This window comes from Cellulosimicrobium protaetiae (assembly GCF_009708005.2).
Lineage (GTDB): Bacteria > Actinomycetota > Actinomycetes > Actinomycetales > Cellulomonadaceae > Cellulosimicrobium > Cellulosimicrobium protaetiae.
On sequence record NZ_CP052757.1, the window covers coordinates 4,069,686 to 4,086,393 of the forward strand.

The 16,708-nt window shown below is 74.6% G+C and carries 15 protein-coding genes; 10 read left to right on the forward strand and 5 right to left on the reverse strand.

From position 1 onward, the window contains the following. Positions 1-67: 67 nt before the first annotated feature. Positions 68-1,072: a C-terminal binding protein gene (locus FIC82_RS17540; RefSeq protein ID WP_154799347.1), complete on the reverse strand. Its 1,005-nt coding sequence runs from the start codon at positions 1,070-1,072 to the stop codon at positions 68-70. 70 nt (positions 1,073-1,142) lie between these two features. Between FIC82_RS17540 and FIC82_RS17545 the strand changes: the two genes are divergently transcribed. The 3 genes from FIC82_RS17545 to FIC82_RS17555 all read left to right on the forward strand — a co-directional run bounded on the left by FIC82_RS17545 (position 1,143) and on the right by FIC82_RS17555 (position 2,935). Beyond that, positions 1,143-1,955 carry an SDR family NAD(P)-dependent oxidoreductase gene (locus FIC82_RS17545; protein WP_154799348.1) on the forward strand — a complete coding sequence of 271 codons (813 nt, stop codon included), beginning with the start codon at positions 1,143-1,145 and terminating at the stop codon, positions 1,953-1,955. A gap of 42 nt (positions 1,956-1,997) precedes the next feature. After that, positions 1,998-2,330 (forward strand): nuclear transport factor 2 family protein, encoded by a 333-nt coding sequence (locus FIC82_RS17550; RefSeq protein ID WP_154799349.1) that lies wholly within the window; start codon positions 1,998-2,000, stop codon positions 2,328-2,330. 119 nt (positions 2,331-2,449) lie between these two features. Beyond that, positions 2,450-2,935 carry a GNAT family N-acetyltransferase gene (locus FIC82_RS17555; protein ID WP_154799350.1) on the forward strand — a complete coding sequence of 162 codons (486 nt, stop codon included), beginning with the start codon at positions 2,450-2,452 and terminating at the stop codon, positions 2,933-2,935. 27 nt (positions 2,936-2,962) lie between these two features. On the opposite strand, the gene FIC82_RS17560 is transcribed toward FIC82_RS17555, so the two are convergent. The 4 genes from FIC82_RS17560 to FIC82_RS17575 are packed head-to-tail and all read right to left on the reverse strand — an operon-like array spanning position 2,963 to position 7,537. Further along, on the reverse strand, positions 2,963-3,802 hold the full coding sequence (locus tag FIC82_RS17560; protein ID WP_168732054.1) for an SDR family NAD(P)-dependent oxidoreductase: 840 nt from the start codon (positions 3,800-3,802) through the stop codon (positions 2,963-2,965). After that, positions 3,799-5,121, reverse strand: a complete 1,323-nt coding sequence (locus tag FIC82_RS17565) for an enolase C-terminal domain-like protein (protein WP_253691250.1) — start codon at positions 5,119-5,121, stop codon at positions 3,799-3,801. The genes FIC82_RS17560 and FIC82_RS17565 overlap by 4 nt, the downstream gene beginning before the upstream one ends. Further along, positions 5,118-5,915, reverse strand: coding sequence for an SDR family NAD(P)-dependent oxidoreductase (locus tag FIC82_RS17570; RefSeq protein ID WP_053369887.1), 798 nt, complete (start codon positions 5,913-5,915; stop codon positions 5,118-5,120). Before FIC82_RS17570 ends, FIC82_RS17565 begins: the two co-directional genes overlap by 4 nt. After that, positions 5,912-7,537, reverse strand: a complete 1,626-nt coding sequence (locus tag FIC82_RS17575) for a hypothetical protein (RefSeq protein ID WP_154799351.1) — start codon at positions 7,535-7,537, stop codon at positions 5,912-5,914. The genes FIC82_RS17570 and FIC82_RS17575 overlap by 4 nt, the downstream gene beginning before the upstream one ends. Before the next feature lie 150 nt (positions 7,538-7,687). On the opposite strand from FIC82_RS17575, the gene FIC82_RS17580 reads away from it, so the two are divergent. From FIC82_RS17580 to FIC82_RS17610, 7 genes are all read left to right on the forward strand, one after another. Next, positions 7,688-8,374 (forward strand): GntR family transcriptional regulator, encoded by a 687-nt coding sequence (locus tag FIC82_RS17580; RefSeq protein ID WP_053369535.1) that lies wholly within the window; start codon positions 7,688-7,690, stop codon positions 8,372-8,374. A gap of 111 nt (positions 8,375-8,485) precedes the next feature. Next, positions 8,486-9,235 carry an SDR family oxidoreductase gene (locus FIC82_RS17585; protein ID WP_053369534.1) on the forward strand — a complete coding sequence of 250 codons (750 nt, stop codon included), beginning with the start codon at positions 8,486-8,488 and terminating at the stop codon, positions 9,233-9,235. 154 nt (positions 9,236-9,389) lie between these two features. Then, the gene (locus FIC82_RS17590) at positions 9,390-10,487 is read left to right on the forward strand and encodes a GNAT family N-acetyltransferase (RefSeq protein ID WP_154799352.1); all 1,098 of its coding nucleotides are present in this window, start codon (positions 9,390-9,392) and stop codon (positions 10,485-10,487) included. Between the two features lie 112 nt (positions 10,488-10,599). Next, complete coding sequence (locus FIC82_RS17595) at positions 10,600-11,118, forward strand: hypothetical protein (RefSeq protein WP_154799353.1); 519 nt, start codon at positions 10,600-10,602, stop codon at positions 11,116-11,118. A gap of 127 nt (positions 11,119-11,245) precedes the next feature. Next, positions 11,246-11,500, forward strand: a complete 255-nt coding sequence (locus FIC82_RS17600) for a hypothetical protein (RefSeq protein WP_053369531.1) — start codon at positions 11,246-11,248, stop codon at positions 11,498-11,500. 477 nt (positions 11,501-11,977) lie between these two features. Continuing rightward, positions 11,978-14,143, forward strand: a complete 2,166-nt coding sequence (locus FIC82_RS17605) for a peptidase C14 (RefSeq protein ID WP_253691251.1) — start codon at positions 11,978-11,980, stop codon at positions 14,141-14,143. Positions 14,144-14,228: 85 nt separating this feature from the next. Beyond that, entirely contained in the window at positions 14,229-16,445 is a 2,217-nt protein-coding gene (locus tag FIC82_RS17610; RefSeq protein ID WP_216609926.1) for a peptidase C14, read from the forward strand. The last annotated feature ends 263 nt before the right edge of the window (positions 16,446-16,708 follow it).

Sequence of the window (16,708 nt, forward strand, 5' to 3'; positions counted from 1 at the left end):
AGATCTGGGGCGGGCGGACCGACCGCGGCGTGCTGCGGACGCCGCGGCGAGAGCAGTGTGCGCGTTCTCAGGCGAGGGCGCGCGCGTGGTCCGGGTTCACGATCGACGGCACGGGGCGGCCCGCGAGGAAGTCGACGGCGTTGCGCGCGGTGTGCACGGGGAGGTCCTGCATGGCCTCGGGCGAGAACCACGCGGCGTGCGGGGTGAGCAGCACGTTGTCCAGGGTGCGCAGGCGCGAGTCCGCGGGCAGCGGCTCGGTCGCGTAGACGTCGAGCGCGGCGGAGCCGACGTGGCCGGACGCGAGCGCGTCGGCGAGCGCGTCCTCGTCGATGAGCGGCCCGCGGCACGTGTTGACCACGCGCACGCCGGGCTTCGCGGCCGCGAGGGTGCGGGCGTCGAGCAGGTGGCGCGTCGTGTCCGTGAGCGGCGCGTGGAGCGTGATGACGTCGGCGCGCGCGACGGCCTCGTCGATCCCCACGGCCTCGTGCCCGTCGGACGCCACGGCCTGCGGGTCGACGAACGGGTCGTGCACGAGCACGCGGTAGCCGAGCGCGCGGGCGGAGCGCGCGACCTCGGAGCCGATCCGCCCGTACCCGATCACGGCGACGGAGGTGCTCGACAGGCGCGCGGCGTGCTGGGCCGTCGGGGCCCACGTGCCGGCGCGCAGCGCGCGGTCGTAGGCGACGAGGCCGCGGTCGAGCGTGAGGATCATCGCGACCGTGTGGCTCGCGACCTCCTCGATGCAGTAGGTCGGGGTGTTGGCGACGGCGACGCCGCGCTCGGTGGCGGCCGCGACGTCGACCATGTCGTAGCCGATGCCCATGCGCGAGACCATGCGCACCCCGCCCGGCCCGGCGACGGCGTCGAGCACGCGGGCCGTGATCGGAGCCCACTGCACGACGAGCGCGGCGGGTGCCGACCCGCTCTCGGCGGCCTCCTCGACGGCGGCGATCACCTCGTCCTCGGTGCGCGCCGCGGCACGCACGGCCCGCAGCCCGGCGGCGGTCAGGGTGTCCTCGCACGCGGTCCCGGGCAGGTCGCAGTCGGTGATGACGACGGTGTCGGCTGTCATGCGATGGATGCTATAGCAAATAGCACCTTCGACCAACCCTCGGGCCGGTCGGATGCTATAGCGTGGGCTCATGACCCTTGCCCCGGACGGCGCCCGCCGCCGCCTCGCCCTCGTCACCGGCGCCAGCTCCGGCATCGGTGCCGCCACCGCCCTCCAGCTCGCGCGCGACGGGCACGACGTCTGGCTCACGTACACCGGCGGCGAGGCCGGCGCGCGCGCCACCGCCGCCCGCTGCGAGGAGGAGGGCGCCGCGACGCGCGTCTCGCGCCTCGACCTGCGTGACACCGCGTCAGTCGAGGCGCTCGTCGCCGAGGTCACCGACGCCTGGGGACGCCTCGACGTGCTCGTCAACAACGGCGGCGTGTGCCCCTACCGCGCGCTCGACGACATCGAGCTCGACGAGTGGGATTTGGTCATGGAGACCAACGCGCGCGGCACGTTCGTGCTGTCGCGCGCCGCGCTCCCGCTGCTGCGCGCGGGTCGTCCGTCGCCCACCGGCGCCACGGTCACGCCCGACGAGCGGGCCGCGCGCGACCGCGCGATCGTCAACCTCTCGTCCATCGCGGGCGAGCAGGGCGCGCTCAAGACCGGCGTGCACTACGCCGCGAGCAAGGCCGCGATCCTCGCGATCACGCGTTCGTTCGCGCGCATCCTCGCGAGCGAGGGCATCCGCGTGAACGCCGTGACGCCCGGCCCCGTGACGAGCGCCATCACCGACCAGCTCACCCCCGACGCGCGCGCCGGGCTCACCGCGTCCATCCCCCTCGGGGACTTCGGCACGCCCGACGACGTCGCCTGGGTCGTCGCGTCGCTCGCCTCCCCGCGCGCCGGGTTCGTCACGGGCGCGACGTACGACGTCAACGGCGGCGTCCGGATCGACTGACGCCCCGCACACCGCGCCCACCCCCTGCCCGAGGAGGCACCCATGAGCACGTCCCCGTCCGCCGTCGTCACCGCCCAGGTCGACGCCTTCAACGTCCGCGACCTCGACGGCTTCTGCGCGACCTACGCGCGCGACGCCGTCGTCAGCGGCGTGACGCCCGAGCCGATCGTCGGCCGCGAGGCCCTGCGCGCGTTCTACGCGAGCCGGTTCGAGGACACGGCGCTGCACTGCGTCATCGACGCGTCCGTGACGTTCGGCGACCGCTGGCTCGTCGCGCGCGAGCTCGTCACGACGTCGAACGGCACCGGCGAGACCGTCGCGACGTTCGAGGTCCGCGACGGCCTCATCACCCGCGCGAGCATGGTCAAGGGCTGACGGCGACCGCGCACGGAGCGCGGCGCTCGACCCCTCGCCGCCGCGTCCTCCCGGTGCACGGCCGGAGCCGTCCATGAGAATCCGCGGGACCGCGGCGAGACGCGCGTTACGGTTCGCCCATGACCGACGTCGTCACCGACCGCCTCGCGCTCCGCGCCTACGCCCCCGAGGACGAGGACCACTTCGTCGGGATCCTCGGCGACCCCCGGGTCACCCGCTGGATGGGCGTTCCCACCCGACCGCTCCGCGAGGTGTTCCGCTCGGTCGTCACCGCGGAGCCCGCCTGGGACATCTGGGCGATCTGGGCGGGCGACGTCTACGTCGGCCACGGCGAGCTCAAGCCGAGCCCCGACCCGCACGTCGACGGCCACGAGCTGGTCTACGCCCTCGTTCCCGACGCGTGGGGTCGTGGCTTCGGCACCGAGATCGCGGCGGGCATCACGAAGCACGGGCTGGAGACCCTCGGGCTGGGCGCCGTCCATGCGACCGTCGCGCCGGAGAACGGGGCGTCCCTGCGCCTCCTGCGCCGGCTCGGTTACGTCGACGCCGGGTCCTGGGTCGACGACGACGGCGACGAGACGCTGTGGCTGGTCAGGAGAGGCTAGAGCTCGACGGTTCCCCGTGCGCGGAGTTCAGGTGAGGCCGTAGCGCGCGTCGAGGTCGGGGTCGTGGGGCGGGTTGCCGAAGGACGCGGTCCAGGCGCCGTCGGCGGCGATCGACTGGCCGGAGACGTAGCCCGCCTCGTCGGACAGCAGGAACGCGACGAGCGCGGCGATCTCCTCGGACTCGGCGATGCGGCCGAGCGGCGGGCCTTCGGCGAGCGCGCGCTCCTCGGCGGCCGGGTCGGCCGCGCGGGCGATCTGGGCGTCGAGGTGCGGGGTGCGCACCCCGCCCGGCGCGACGGTGTTGGCGCGGATGCCGTACCGCCCGTACGTCACGGCGACGGAGCGCGCGAGCGCGTCGATGCCGCCCTTGGTCAGCTCGTAGGCGGCGTGGTCAGCGAACGCCGCACGGCCGTGGATCGAGCCGATGTTGACGATCGACCCGCCGCTCACCTGGTCGGTGAACGCCTCGACGGCGGCGGCGCAGCCCCAGAGGTAGCCGAGACCGTTGATCTCGACGACGTCGCGCGCGTCCTGCTCGACCTGCGCGGCGCGCTCCGGGTCGGCGAGCGCGTGCAGCGGCGTGCGGACGGTGATGCCCGCGTTGTTGACCCACCCGGCGAGCGGCGCGAGGTCGCGCGCGGCCCGCGCGGCCTCGCGGTGGGCCTCGCGGTCGCGCGAGTCCCCCAGCACGACGGCGGCGCACACCCCCTCCTCGACCGTCCTTGAGCCCGGGGTGCGCTCCAGCCCGACGACGGTCCACCCGTCCGCAGTGAGGCGCGCCGCCACGGCGCGGCCGATGCCCTTGCCGCTGCCGGTGACGACGACGCTGCGGTGCTTGTTCGCGGGTCCGGCTGCGGGTCCGGTCACGAGGGTGCCTCCAGGTCGAAGCGGTCGGGGTCGAGCGTGAAGCCCAGGCCGGGCGCGTCGGGCGGGGTGGCGTGGCCGCCGTCGAACACGGCACCGCCGCGCACGAGCAGCGGCGCGGGGTCGTAGGGGTTGCCCTCGGGCGAGCGGTCGAACGTCTCGACGCCGATGCCCGCCGCGCCGCCGAGGTGCACGCTCACCTCCGGGTACACGTGGCTCGAGACCACCATGCCGCGCGCGGCCCACGCGCGCACGAGCGGGTCGGCGACCGTGATGCCGCCGATCGCGACGACGTCGACGCGCGGCACGTCGAGCGCGCCCAGCATCGCCAGGTGCGCGAAGACCTCGGGGTCGGTCACCTCGTCACCGACGGAGAGCGGCAGCCCGGACGCGTCGCGCACGCGCGCGGCGCCGACCGCGTCCTCGGGGAGCAGGGGGTCCTCGAGCCACGCGAGCGCGGGCGCGGTCTCGCCGGACTGCCCCGCCGCGCCCGCGACGCCCCACGCGTCGAGGTCCGCGAGCGCCTCGTCCGCGTCGCGCCAGCCGAAGCCCACGTCGACGACGACGCCGCTGCGCCCCGCGACGGTCGGCCGGCCCGTGACGTCGGGCAGCTCGGCGCGCAGGATCGCGAGCAGGTCATGCATCAGCGCCCGGTCGGGCGAGCGCGAGATCTTCAGCAGCGGCCACCCCGAGCGCGCGTGCGCGAGCACCTCGTCCGCGACGTCGCGCGCGCTCCGGCCCGGCGTCGGATACGCCGCGACGAGGATCGCGGGGCGTGGCACAGCGACGGCCGCCCCGGATGAGACGACGCCGGGACGCCCTGCGACGGCACGTGACGGAACGTCCGTGTCGTCGCCGACACCGGGCTCTGCGAACCCGGCGAGGTCCGCGCCGTCGTCGAGCAGGGACCAGACGGGGCGCCCGGCGAGCCGGCCCGCGAGGTCCCACAGCGCGACGTCGACCAGGCCGATCGCGCGCCGCACGAGGCCCACGCGGCCGACGATCGCAGACCCGCGCAGGGCCGCGTCCCAGGCGGCGCCGACGCTCTCGCGCGCGGTGACGCCGTCGGACGCGACGACCTCGCGGCCCAGGACGTGCGGAGCGACGAGCCGGTCCACGAGCTCGGCCATGGGCGCCTCGCGCGTGAGCGCGTACGACTCGCCGGCGACAGTCCGGCCGTCGTCCGTCTCGGCGACGACGCGCACGCCGACGTACTCGCGCCGCTCGACGGTCATCGCGCCCAGACGCAGCGGCTGCGGCAGCGGGACGACCGTCGTCGCGGTCCGGACGGCGACGACGCGCGCGGCGGGCCCCACGCTCACTCCGGCTTCTTCGCGAGCGGCACGCCGTAGTCGACGAGGAACCCGCCGTCGACGTAGACGGTCTGGCCGACCATGTACGCGGCCTGGTCGGACACGAGCCAGCTCACCGCGTTGCCGATCTCCTCCGGCTGGGCGAGCCGGCGCGCGGGGATGCGCGCGAGGATCGTCTCCTCCGAGAGCGTGCCCTGCGCGACGCCCTGGCGGAACACGCCCGTGTCGATGTACCCGGGGGCGACGGCGTTGACCCGCACGCCGCGCGCGGCCCACTCGGCGCCCGCGGTCGCGGTGAGCCCGATGACGGCGGCCTTGGTGGTGGAGTAGGGCGCCCGTCCCGCGGAGCCGCGGGCCGAGACGGACGAGATGTTGACGACGGCACCACGACCCGCCGCGAGCATGTGGCGACCCGCGGCCTGGAGGCACGCGAAGACACCGTGCAGGTTGACGTCCACGACGGCCGACCACTCGTCCCAGGTGAGGTCCTCGAGCGCGCGGTGGCGCTGGATGCCCGCGTTGTTGACGAGCGCGTCGATCCCGCCGAACGCGTCCGCGAGGTCGTCGAACGCGGCGCGCACGGCGGCGTGGTCCGTGACGTCGAGCGGGGCCCACACGAGCCCGGGCGCGTCGGGGACGGCGCCGAGGTCGAGCGCGGGGAGGTCGTGCTGCACGACGTCCGCGCACACGACGCGGAACCCGTCGGCCGCGAGGCGCTCGGCGACGGCGCGGCCGATGCCGGCCGCTCCCCCGGTGACGACGGCGAGCGGGACGGGCGGGGCGTCGGGGGCGGGGGTGGTCACTGGTCCTCCTCGGGGACGGGACGGATCGGGGTCGCGGGTGCGGCGTGCGGTGGTGCGACCGCGCCGGGGGGCCAGGCCGCGGTGGCGGCGAGCACGTCGTCGACGACGGCGCACGCGTGCCGCTCCAGGCGTTCGAGCGAGCCCGGCGCGAGCGGCGACTGCCAGGCCTGGTAGGCGCCGACGTCGTACGCCTCGCGCGTGGGCAGGTAGACGAAGCCGGGGCCGTTGGTGAGGTTCGCGACGACGACGGGCCGCGTCCCGGCGTGGGCGCGCACCGTGCGCTGGAGGCGCGAGTACGCCTCGCCGGGGTGCGCGACGAGCAGCGCCTCGCCCACGCGCCACACCCACGTGGGGTGCGGCACCGTCGGGCCGGTGACGTAGCCGTCGCGCAGGTTCCGCGCGCGGCGCAGGCGCTCCTCGCGCGAGCGCGGGTCGATGCCGGCCCACTCGGCCTCGAGCTCGTCCCACGTCGGGAGGTCGCGCAGGTCGAGCGTGACGGGCTCCTCCACCGCGGCGAGCGTGCGGGCGTCGGGGCGGGCATCGGTGCCGGTGAGCGCGGCCGACGGCACGGGCTCCCAGACGGCGAGCGGCGCGCCGGACTCGACGACGTGGGTCAGCTCCAGCTCCGTGCCCGGCGGCGGGAGCTCGGCGAGCGCCGCGAGCACGGCGTGGCCGAGCGACGTGCCGTGGCGGTCCGCGACGGCGGTGTCGCCCGTGTACTGCTCGCGCGGGGCGAGCTCGCCCGACGCGCCCTGGAGGAACGCGACGGGGGCGGCCGTCTCGCGCTCGACGAGGTCGCGCATGGCGCCCACGTAGTCGGGCGAGACGAGCCGGTTCTGCCACGCGAGCGTCGTCGGGTGGCACGCGTAGTTGACGATCGTGGCGAGGGTGACGGGGTCGCCCTCGGGCGCGACGCCGTCGGGCCGGGTGTCCGGGGCGCCGAGGGCGGGGCGCGTCGTGAGGCGCCCGACGACGACCGTGTCGTCCGCGAGGTCGGCGCCGGGCGAGCGCGGGGTGCCGGCGTCGGGGTTGAAGCCGACGAGCGGGCGCGGGGCGCTTCCCGTGGCGGTCCCCGCGTCCCCGTCGGCGCACCCGTCGAGCAGCGCCTCGCGGTTGGACGCGAGGCCGCAGCGCCCGGTCGTCCACTCGAGGGTCGCGGGTCGGAGCGACGCGATCGCCGCCACGGCGGCGTCGGCCGCGGCGCGCGCGAGGTCGCGCAGGTACGCGACGCCGCGGTCGCCGCCCGGGAGGTCGGCGTCGCCCGAGCACAGGACGGGTCCGGCGTGCGTGTGGGAGAGCGAGACGACCAGGCGCTCGACGGGCAGGCCGGTCGCGTCGAGGACGGTCGTGCGCAGCGTCGCCTCGTCGTCGACCCGGCGCCACCACGTGCCGTCGACCGTCACGAGGACGAGCGGGTCGGAGGCGCCGCCGGCCGGGGTGCGCTCCTCGGCGAGCGCGACCGCCGTGAGCGTCATGGCGCGGTGCGCACCCTCGGAGACGTCCCAGTCCGCCGGGCCCCAGTTGCGCGCCCGGATGCCCGGGGCGGGTGTCACGTCGCGGACGGCGACGCCCGCCAGGCCGACGAACGCGGGGACGGGGGCCCGCGTGTGCAGGGCGACCATCGCACCTCCTCTGGGCTCGGGAGTGCCGATGCTATAGCATGTTGCTCGGTCGACACGTCCGACCAGGGACGGCGCCGTGGCCGCTATCCTTCGGGGCGTCCGACCGACGACGATCCGAGCCCGCCGCCCCCACGACACCACGGAGAAGCCATGGCGCTCAAGAGCGTGCCGGACCAGAACGTCGCCGACCGGGTGACGGTCGAGCTGCGCGAGGCGATCTTCAGCGGCGACCTCGCGCCGGGCGAGCGGCTCGTCGAGCGCAAGCTCGCCGAGCGCCTCGGCACGAGCCACATCCCCGTCCGCGAGGCGCTCACGCGGCTCACGCAGGAGGGCCTCGTCGAGCGACTCCCGCACCGCGGCGCGCGGGTCGCCGCCCTCACGAGCCGCGACCTCGAGGAGATCTCGAGCCTGCGCACGCTGCTGGAGCAGTTCGCCGTCGTGCGGGTCCAGGACGCGTGGGACCCCGCCAAGGAGGCGAGGCTGCGCAAGACCGTGCAGCAGATGGTCCAGGCGGCGGAGAAGGGCAGCAACGCGCGCGTCTTCGAGCTCGACCGGCGCTTCCACGAGCAGCTCTGGGAGATGGCCGACCACCGCATGCTCATGACGCTCAACGCGCAGCTCCGCAGCCGCATCACCGGCTTCCTGCGCGCCGCGAACGCCGCGCTCGAGCCCGAGGCGCGCGTCGCGCACGCCCGCACCCACGAGCTCATCGTCGACGCCATCGCGGGCGGCGACCCGGGGGCGGCGCAGCGCGTCATGGCCGAGCACATCGGCGAGGCCGCAGCCCGCCTCGCGAGCCACACCGAGGACGAGGCGGAGCCCGCCGTCGGGGCCTGAGCCCGCGCCGCCCGCCGGTGGCGCCTCGCGCCCGGCCGTCACAGCCCGGCGCGACTCCCGGTCGACCTGAGGAGGATGCACCCGCATCCACCGATCTCAGGGAGGCACCACATGGCTCGCATCATCGTCGTCGGCGGCACCGGGCACGTCGGCTCGCGCGTCGTCGAGAAGCTCACCGCGCACGGGCACGACGCCGTCGCCGCATCACGCCGCACGGGCGTCGACGCGTACACCGGCGCAGGGCTGACGGAGGCGCTGGCCGGCGCCGACGTCGTCGTCGACACCACCCAGGCGCCGTCGTACGTCCCCGACGAGGTCCGGGAGTACTTCGCCACGTCGACCGCGAACCTCGTCGCGGCGGAGAAGGCGGCGGGCGTCCGCCACCACGTCGCGCTCACCATCGTGGGCACCGACCGCCCGCAGGGCATCGGCTACTTCCACGGCAAGGCCGAGCAGGAGCGCGTCGTCCGCGAGTCGGGAGTGCCGTACTCGCTCGTCCACGCGACCCAGTTCTTCGAGTTCACCCCCGCGATCATCGGCACGGCGGCGCACGGGGACACCGTGCGGGTGTCGTCGGCGTCGATCCAGCCGATCGCCGCCGAGGACGTCGCGACCGCCGTCGCGCGGATCGCCGTCGGAGAGCCCGTGGGCGACGTCGAGATCGCCGGCCCGGAGGTCCTCGCGATCGGCGACCTCGTGCGCCGGACGCTCGCGGCGCAGGGCGACGGGCGCGAGGTCGTCACGGCGGACGACGCGCCGTACTTCGGGGCGCTGATCGAGGACCGCACGCTCGTGGCCGTGGACGGTGCGCAGATCTTCGGGACGCGCCTGGAGGACTGGCTCGCCGCGCAGGCAGCCTGACGGTGCACCCCGGGTGGCGGCACGCCGCCGCCCGGGGTGTCGTGCGTGCCCAGCCCGGCCCGCACGGTCCGTCGCGTCGCACGCCGACGGTCGTCCCGCGACCCTACTTTTGCTATAGCATCCCGTCAACACCGGCTCGCGACCCTGGACGGCCATGCACCTGCGCACCGCCACGCCCGACGACGTCCCCTCCCTCTACGCGCTGTGGGACCGCGCGTTCGACGCGCCGCTCATGGTGCCGGTCTACGAGACCGACGACGGTCGGCTCGACCGCACGCACGTCGCCGTCGACCCGCTCCACGGCGGGGTGGTCGGCTCGGTGTACTGGACGCCGCGCGAGGTCGGCGGGCCGGACGGCGGCACGCTGCGGGCCGGCGGCGTCGCCAACGTCGCGACCGCCCCCGAAGCCCGCGGCCGGGGCCTCGTCCGGACGCTGCTCTCCCGGGCCGTCGAGCAGATGGAGCGGGCCGGCACGCACGTCGCGCTGCTGTTCACCGGCACCCCCGACGTCTACCGGTCGAGCGGCTTCGAGACGTTCGACGTGCCGCTCCGGCGCGGCGTTCCACGGACGCTCGGCGACGCCGCGACCCACACGGTGGACGACCTCGCCGCCGAGTCGTTCCGCCCCCACACCCCCCGCGACGCGCCGTCCGGGCCGGGGGCTCCGCCGTCGGGCTCGGAGGACGACGCACCCCTGACCGTCCGCACCGACCGCCTGCCCGGCGTCCCACGGCCGGCATGGTCCGTCGCGCTCGGGTGGGAGCAGCTCGCCGCGCCGCACGACAGGTTCGACGCCGCGGGCGGCGGACCACGCCCCCTCACCACCCGGCGCACCGCCGAGCACTGGGAGCGCCGCATCCCGCTCTGGTACTCCGGCGCCGAGGTGTTCACCGCGCGGGCTGCCGACGGGGAGGTGGTGGGCTACCTCGCCCACGAACCCGGGCCGGGCGTCCTGAAGGTCCGTGAGCTCGGCGTCGACCCGACGGCGGAGCGCGCCGGCGAGGTCGTCGACGTTCTTGCGCGCACGACGCTCCAGCGGGCGCGCCTCCACCGCTCCCCCGTCGTCGAGGTTCGCCTGCCCGCGCACCCGCTCACCGAGCGCTTCACCGCGGCAGTCCTCGACGCGCCGACGCCGGCGACGGACACGACCGGGATGCTCCGTACGGTCCGCGCGGGGGCCGACGTCGTCGCCCGTCTGCGGGAGGCCGCCGCAGCCGGGATGGGCTTTCATTGGCCGGGCGACTACCTCTGATCCTGGGGCCGCCGCAGGGGTGTCACGGATCCGGGCTGAAGACCGGTCGACCGCGACGCCCTGTCCGGACCGCCGGTTCGCCGTCCGCACGCTCGCCGCTATGTTCTCGGTCATGCCTTCCGTTCGAGCCCGCCAGGCGATCGCCACCTCGATCGCCGTGGTCGTGTACGTGCTCTTGGCGTGCGCGGCAGTCGTCGCCGTGTGGTCCGGGATCTCGGGCACCGTCAACAGCTGGCAGGCGCAGCACGACGGCGAGGTCGGCACGTTCACCCCGGTCGAGCAGCACTGCAGCTCGAACCGTGGCACCCCGTCCTGCCGCTGGACCGGCACGTGGGAGCCCGAGGCCAGGGACCGCGTCATCAAGGACGTGCTCCTCGACGAGAGCCTCGGGACCGCAGAAGGCGACCCGCCTCCTGGTCCGGTCCATCCCACCCTCCACCACGACGCCTTGTCAGACCCGCAGGTCGTCTATCGGCCAGGTGATCGCACCTGGCTCCTGACCCCGGCTGTGACCACGGTCTTCCTCGGAGGCAGCGCCTACCTCGCCTGGAAGACGCACAGGTGGTCGCGCCGGGCGGCGGCAGCTGCGGCTCGACGAACCGAGCCGGGCAGGCACCGCACCGCCGCCTGACCCACCCGGGCGGCGTCCTCGAGGGAAGACGAGCGCCCCGGGCCGATGGTCAAGCGCCTGCCGGTCACCTGGCCTCCGTGCTCGTGGGGCACAGGTGTCGAGCGACGGCCGTGCCACACTTCCGGCCATGGCCGATCGCGAACCCGACGAACCGTCGGGATGGTACGAGAGCTGGTTGCGGGACGTGGCCGGTGGGGCGCCGGTCCGCACAGGGCCGCTCTTCCTCGGCTGGGTGGGGGTCGTCTCCGTCGTCGCGGCGGTCGTGTACCTGACGGGAGGCCGGAGCGAGCCGGCATACATGGCTCCGATCGGAGTCGTCTCCATCCTCTACTGGTCCCTCGCGGTGCCCGCCTACGTGGCCAAGCGCTACCGCGGCCGATGAGCGATCACGGGTCGGGTCGGGCAGCGGCTCGCAGGTCGGCGCGTCGCCACCCTGGCCCTGAACCGCGATCACACGAGCGGTCCGCGCAGGTCGCGTCGCATTTTGCTATGGCATTCAGGGGCCGCTCACACTCTCTCTGACCTGCATCGACACGCATCAGCCATCTCTTGACGATGCCATAGCATTTGGCTACTCTCCGAGAGTCCGGTTCACCGTCGCAACGACGCGCACGAACCCGCTGACCCCGACCCAGCACCGGAACCGCACGACCCCCGCAGCACCGCTCCCCCGGAACACCCCGCAGCCCCGGGCCGCCGGAGCCTTCGCGTCGCCCGCCCGCACGGCGTCCTCCCGACGTCCCGAAGGGTGCCCGAGTTGTCCACTCCCCGATCCCAGACCCGCCCCGCGTCCCCGACCCTCGGCCAACCCGAGCCGGCGGTCGACGCCCCGCCCCCGTCGCGGCGCAGCCTGCTGCGCGTGGCCGGTATCGCCTCCCTCGCCGCAGGCGCCGTCGCCCTCGGCACCGGCAGCGCCCACGCCACGCCCCTCGCCGGCGCACCGCTCGGCGCCAAGAACGACGACAAGCCCGACGCCGAGGTCCTCGTCGCCGCCACCGTCGCCGAGCTCACCGGTTGGAAGGCCAAGAAGCTCGACGACGGCACCGTCGCCCAGCTCCTCGGCCACGCCACCCCCGGCGACGGCGCCGAGCGCCTCCTGCGCTACGACGCCAAGTCCACCGCGACCACCAACGGCGGCACCGTCCTCGCCCCGAGCGACGCGGGAGCCAAGGGCCGCTGGCACACCCTGCACACCGGCACCGCCGACTTCCGCTGGTTCGGCCTCTTCGGCCCGGAGAACCCCGCCGACGCCGCGCTCGACGCCCTCGTCGACGACCCGAGCATCACCCGCATCGAGGCCCACACCGACCTCAACTTCACCCGCCGCCACACGTTCACGCGCTCGAACCTCGAGCTCGACTTCGGCGGCAACACGGTCACGAGCGAGGGCATCGAGCGCAACGCGCACGACAACCCGTTCGGCGCGGTCCTGTTCTTCCAGGGGCGGGTGACCGACGAGACGCAGCAGCGCACGCTCGCCGCCACCCTCCCCGACCTCGCCGACGTCTTCGAGGTCGCGGACGCGGGCGCGTTCGCCGTCGGGCAGTGGTGGGCGCTGCGCTCGGACGAGCGGCCCGGGGGCGGGGGCGACGAGCGCGAGCTCCAGCGCCTCGTCCAGGTCACGCAGGTGCTCGACGCGACGCACGTGCGCGTCGACTACAAGAACGGCTGGGAGCTGCCCGCCGGGCGCGTGCTCACCTGGACGCGCGTCGAGCCCGTCGAGCAGGTGCACGTGCGCGCGATGACGTTCCACGGCTCCGGTCCGTTCGACGGCCCCGCGAACGGCGAGCTGCCCGACGACCGCGAGATGACAGGCTCCCACCCCGTCGCGTTCGAGTACGCGGTGCGCTGCGACGTCTCGGACGTCCACGGCCACCGCACGTGGTGGCCCGTGATCATGCGGCGCTGGAACACCCACTTCGTGACCGAGCGGTGCTCGGTCGCCAACCCGCCGACGGTCTTCTACGGCGGCGCCGGCTACCTCACCCAGCAGATCTACTGCCTGTACGGGCGGGTCTCCGACTGCACGAGCCACAACGCGCGGCACCTCAACGACCTCACCGCGTCGGCGTACTGCCTCGTGGAGAACTGCCACGGCGACGGCGACGACCAGGGCGGCAACCCGTTCACGACCCACGGGCAGTACGAGCACGACCTCGTGTTCGTCGGCAACAGCGGGCTCATGGACATCGCCAACTCGGGCGGCCAGTGGGGCACGGCGGCCAAGCGCATCACGGTCAAGCACCACACGTGCTCGTGGTTCGTCGCGGGCACCAAGATCACGGACCTCACGCTCGAGGACGTGCACGTCGTCGCACGGTCGACGTTCGACCCGCAGGCGACGCTCACGATCAACGCCGACGGCGCACAGGTGCGCGGCTGCACGGCCGGCTTCTTCGCCGTCGGGCAGCGGTCGTCGCTGTCGCGGCGCCCGACGGTCGTCGAGGACTGCGCGTTCGCGCTGCCCGCGGGGTCGGTGCTGCACCAGACGCCGGTGACGAACGCCGTGCACTTCGTCCGCACCCGGATCACGGGCGTGGACGGCACGATCCTGCGCGGTGCCGGTCCCGTGACGTTCACCGACTGCGAGCTCGTCGGCGGCACGGACGACGCGCCCGCCGCCCCGGTCGACCTCGGCTCGGCGGACGTCACCGTCACGGGCGGGTCGTGGCGGGGCGTGGGCGTGCGGCTCAGCGGCGCGCGCGACCAGCGGCTCGTGCTCGACGGCGTGCGCGCGTCGGGCACGACGACGGCCGGCGCCCTCGTCTCGCGCGGCACCGGCGCGGGTGCCGTGGACGTCACGCTCCGCGGCGCCGACCTGCGGGCCGCCGACGGCACCGCGCACGTCGCGCTGCGCCCCGGCGACCGCTACGCCGCGACCGGGTCGCGGTTCACGGGCGGTCGCCTCGACCTGCCCGACGGCGTGCGCGTCCTCCATGCCCGCAACGTCGAGACCGGCGTCGACCGCACCGGGCTCCCGACGTCCGGCGACGGCGTGCTCGTCGACGCGAACCTCGTCGTGTGACCCAACCGGGCGACCACCCGGGCACCCGAACCTTCCTCCCCACCGACACCCGCGCCGTCGTGCACGGGCCGACGAAAGGACACCCATGACCCTCGACACCACGACCGAGCCGACGACGGCGGCGCCGGGCGAGGCCGCCCAGCCGCCCTCGCGGCGCAACCTGCTGCGCGTCGCCGGCATCGCCTCCCTCGCCGCGGGCGCCGTCGCCCTCGGCAGCGGCAGCGCCCACGCGGCGCCCCTCGCCGGAGCGCTCCCTACGGGCAAGAACGACAAGCCCGACGCCGAGGTCCTCGTCGCCGCCACCGTCGCCGAGCTCACGGGCTGGAAGGCCAAGAAGCTCGACGACGGCACCGTCGCCCAGCTCCTCGGCCACGCCACCCCCGGCGACGGCGCCGAGCGCCTCCTGCGCTACGACGCCAAGTCCACCGCGACCACCAACGGCGGCACCGTCCTCGCCCCGAGCGACGCGGGAGCCAAGGGCCGCTGGCACACGCTGCACACCGGCACCGCCGACTTCCGCTGGTTCGGCCTCTTCGGCCCCGACGACCCCGCGGACGACGCGCTCGACGCCCTCGTCGACGACCCCAGCATCACCCGCATCGAGGCCCACACCGACCTCAACTTCACCCGCCGCCACACCTTCACCCGCTCGAACCTCGAGCTCGACTTCGGCAACCACCTCATGACGACCGAGGGCATCGAGGACGCCGGGCAGGACGACCCCTTCGCGGCCGTGCTGTTCTTCCGCGGGAAGGTCACGGACGACGTCCGGACGAACACCCTCACGGCGACGATGCCGGAGCTGCGCGACGACTACGAGGTCGCGGACTCGTCGCAGTTCGAGGTGGGTCAGTGGTACGCGGTCGAGGTCAACGCGCTCACCGGCCGGTGGGAGCGCGAGCTCCAGCGCCTCGTCCAGATCACGCAGATCGTGGACGCCACCCACGTGCGCGTCAACTACAAGGCGGGCTGGTCGCTCGCGAAGGGCCGCACGCTCACATGGACGCGCGTGGAGCCCGTCGAGCAGGTGCACGTGCGCAACCTCGTGTTCCGCGGACGACCTGACGGCGACCAGTACACCGGTTCGCACCCGATCGCCTACGAGTACGCGGTCCGCTGCGACGTGGAGAACGTGCACGGCGTCGCGACGTTCTGGCCGCTCGTCATGCGCCGGTGGAGCACGTTCTTCCGCACGGCGGGCTGCTCGCTGACCAACCCGGCGTCGGTCACGTGGGGCGGCGCGGGCTACCTGACGCAGCAGATCTACTGCAACTACGGGCACGTGGTCGACTGCCACACGACCAACGCGCGGCACCTCAACGACTGGACCGCGTCGTCGTACGGGCTGGTGGAGAACTGCCACGGCGACGGCGACGACCAGGGCCCGTTCGTCACGCACGGCCAGTACGAGCACGACCTCACCTACGTGGGGAACTCGGGCCTCATGACGTTCGCCAACTCGGGCGCGGCCTGGGGCGGCGCGGCCAAGCGCATCACGGTGACGCGGCACGTGTGCTCGTGGTTCGTCGCGCGCGTCAAGGTCACCGACCTCACGCTCGAGGACGTGCAGGTCATCCGCAAGGACGGCCTCGCGGGGTCGGGGATGCTGTGGGTCAACGCCGACGGCGTGCAGCTCCGCGGCTGCCAGGCCGACGACACGCTGATCATCTCCCAGGCCTCGGCGCTGTCGAAGCGGCCCAACGTCATCGAGGGGTCGCGGTTCGCGGTCCTGCCGGACACCGCGATCACCCAGGCGAACGTCACGAACCCGGTGCACCTCGTCCGCACGACCCTGAACGGGCTGAAGAACGCCTCGTTCGCAGGGAAGGGCCAGGTCGTGCTCGACGCGTGCACGCTCGAGGCGGCCGAGGGCGAGGGGACCGTGACGGCGAGCGGCGACCTCACGGTGCGCGGCGGCGTCGTGCGCAACGTCGCCCTCGTCGCGGCGGGCGCCACGGAGCAGACGATCCGGCTCGACGGCGGCGCCCGGCTGGAGGGCAAGCCTGCGGGCGGCAGCTTCCTGCGCCGGGCGAAGGCGGACAAGCCGGTCACGTGGGCGCTCGACGGCGTCCGGAGCACCGCGCCGTCGGGTGACACTGGACACGTGAACCTAGACGCCGGTATCAACAAGTGGTCTGCCACGGGCTCGACCTTCGCGGGCGGCAGCCTCGCGCTCGCGCCGTCCGCGCTGGGCGGCGACTCGTACGCCCTGCACAGCGGCAACGTCGAGCAGGGCGTCACCCGCACGGCGTTCCCCGAGGACGGCGACCGCGTCGTCACGACGGGCAACCTCGTCGTCTGACACCAGCCCGACGGCACCACCCGCCGAACCCGGGATCGCTCCCCAGGACGCCTTCACCCTGGGGAGCGATCCCGGGTTCGGCGGGCGGGGGGAGCCGCGGCGCGAAAGGTCACAACTCCGCATCGCGTCGTGCGCGAGTTAACACGAGCGCCGATCTGGCGTAACATCGGCATGGCAGGCTTGCTATAGCAAATAGCAAACGAGGCCTGCCAGGGCCGGGAGACCCCCGCCCCGCAGGACCATCGCAACGGAGCAAGGACCGC

Coding starts and splice junctions, on each gene's coding strand:
- FIC82_RS17580 (WP_053369535.1), top strand. CDS start 7,688: ATGGCGCTCAAGAGCGTGCCGGACCAGAACGTCGCCGACCGGGTGACG.
- FIC82_RS17590 (WP_154799352.1), top strand. CDS start 9,390: ATGCACCTGCGCACCGCCACGCCCGACGACGTCCCCTCCCTCTACGCG.
- FIC82_RS17545 (WP_154799348.1), top strand. CDS start 1,143: ATGACCCTTGCCCCGGACGGCGCCCGCCGCCGCCTCGCCCTCGTCACC.
- FIC82_RS17575 (WP_154799351.1), bottom strand. CDS start 7,537: ATGGTCGCCCTGCACACGCGGGCCCCCGTCCCCGCGTTCGTCGGCCTG.
- FIC82_RS17595 (WP_154799353.1), top strand. CDS start 10,600: ATGCCTTCCGTTCGAGCCCGCCAGGCGATCGCCACCTCGATCGCCGTG.
- FIC82_RS17540 (WP_154799347.1), bottom strand. CDS start 1,072: ATGACAGCCGACACCGTCGTCATCACCGACTGCGACCTGCCCGGGACC.
- FIC82_RS17600 (WP_053369531.1), top strand. CDS start 11,246: ATGGCCGATCGCGAACCCGACGAACCGTCGGGATGGTACGAGAGCTGG.
- FIC82_RS17555 (WP_154799350.1), top strand. CDS start 2,450: ATGACCGACGTCGTCACCGACCGCCTCGCGCTCCGCGCCTACGCCCCC.
- FIC82_RS17610 (WP_216609926.1), top strand. CDS start 14,229: ATGACCCTCGACACCACGACCGAGCCGACGACGGCGGCGCCGGGCGAG.
- FIC82_RS17585 (WP_053369534.1), top strand. CDS start 8,486: ATGGCTCGCATCATCGTCGTCGGCGGCACCGGGCACGTCGGCTCGCGC.
- FIC82_RS17550 (WP_154799349.1), top strand. CDS start 1,998: ATGAGCACGTCCCCGTCCGCCGTCGTCACCGCCCAGGTCGACGCCTTC.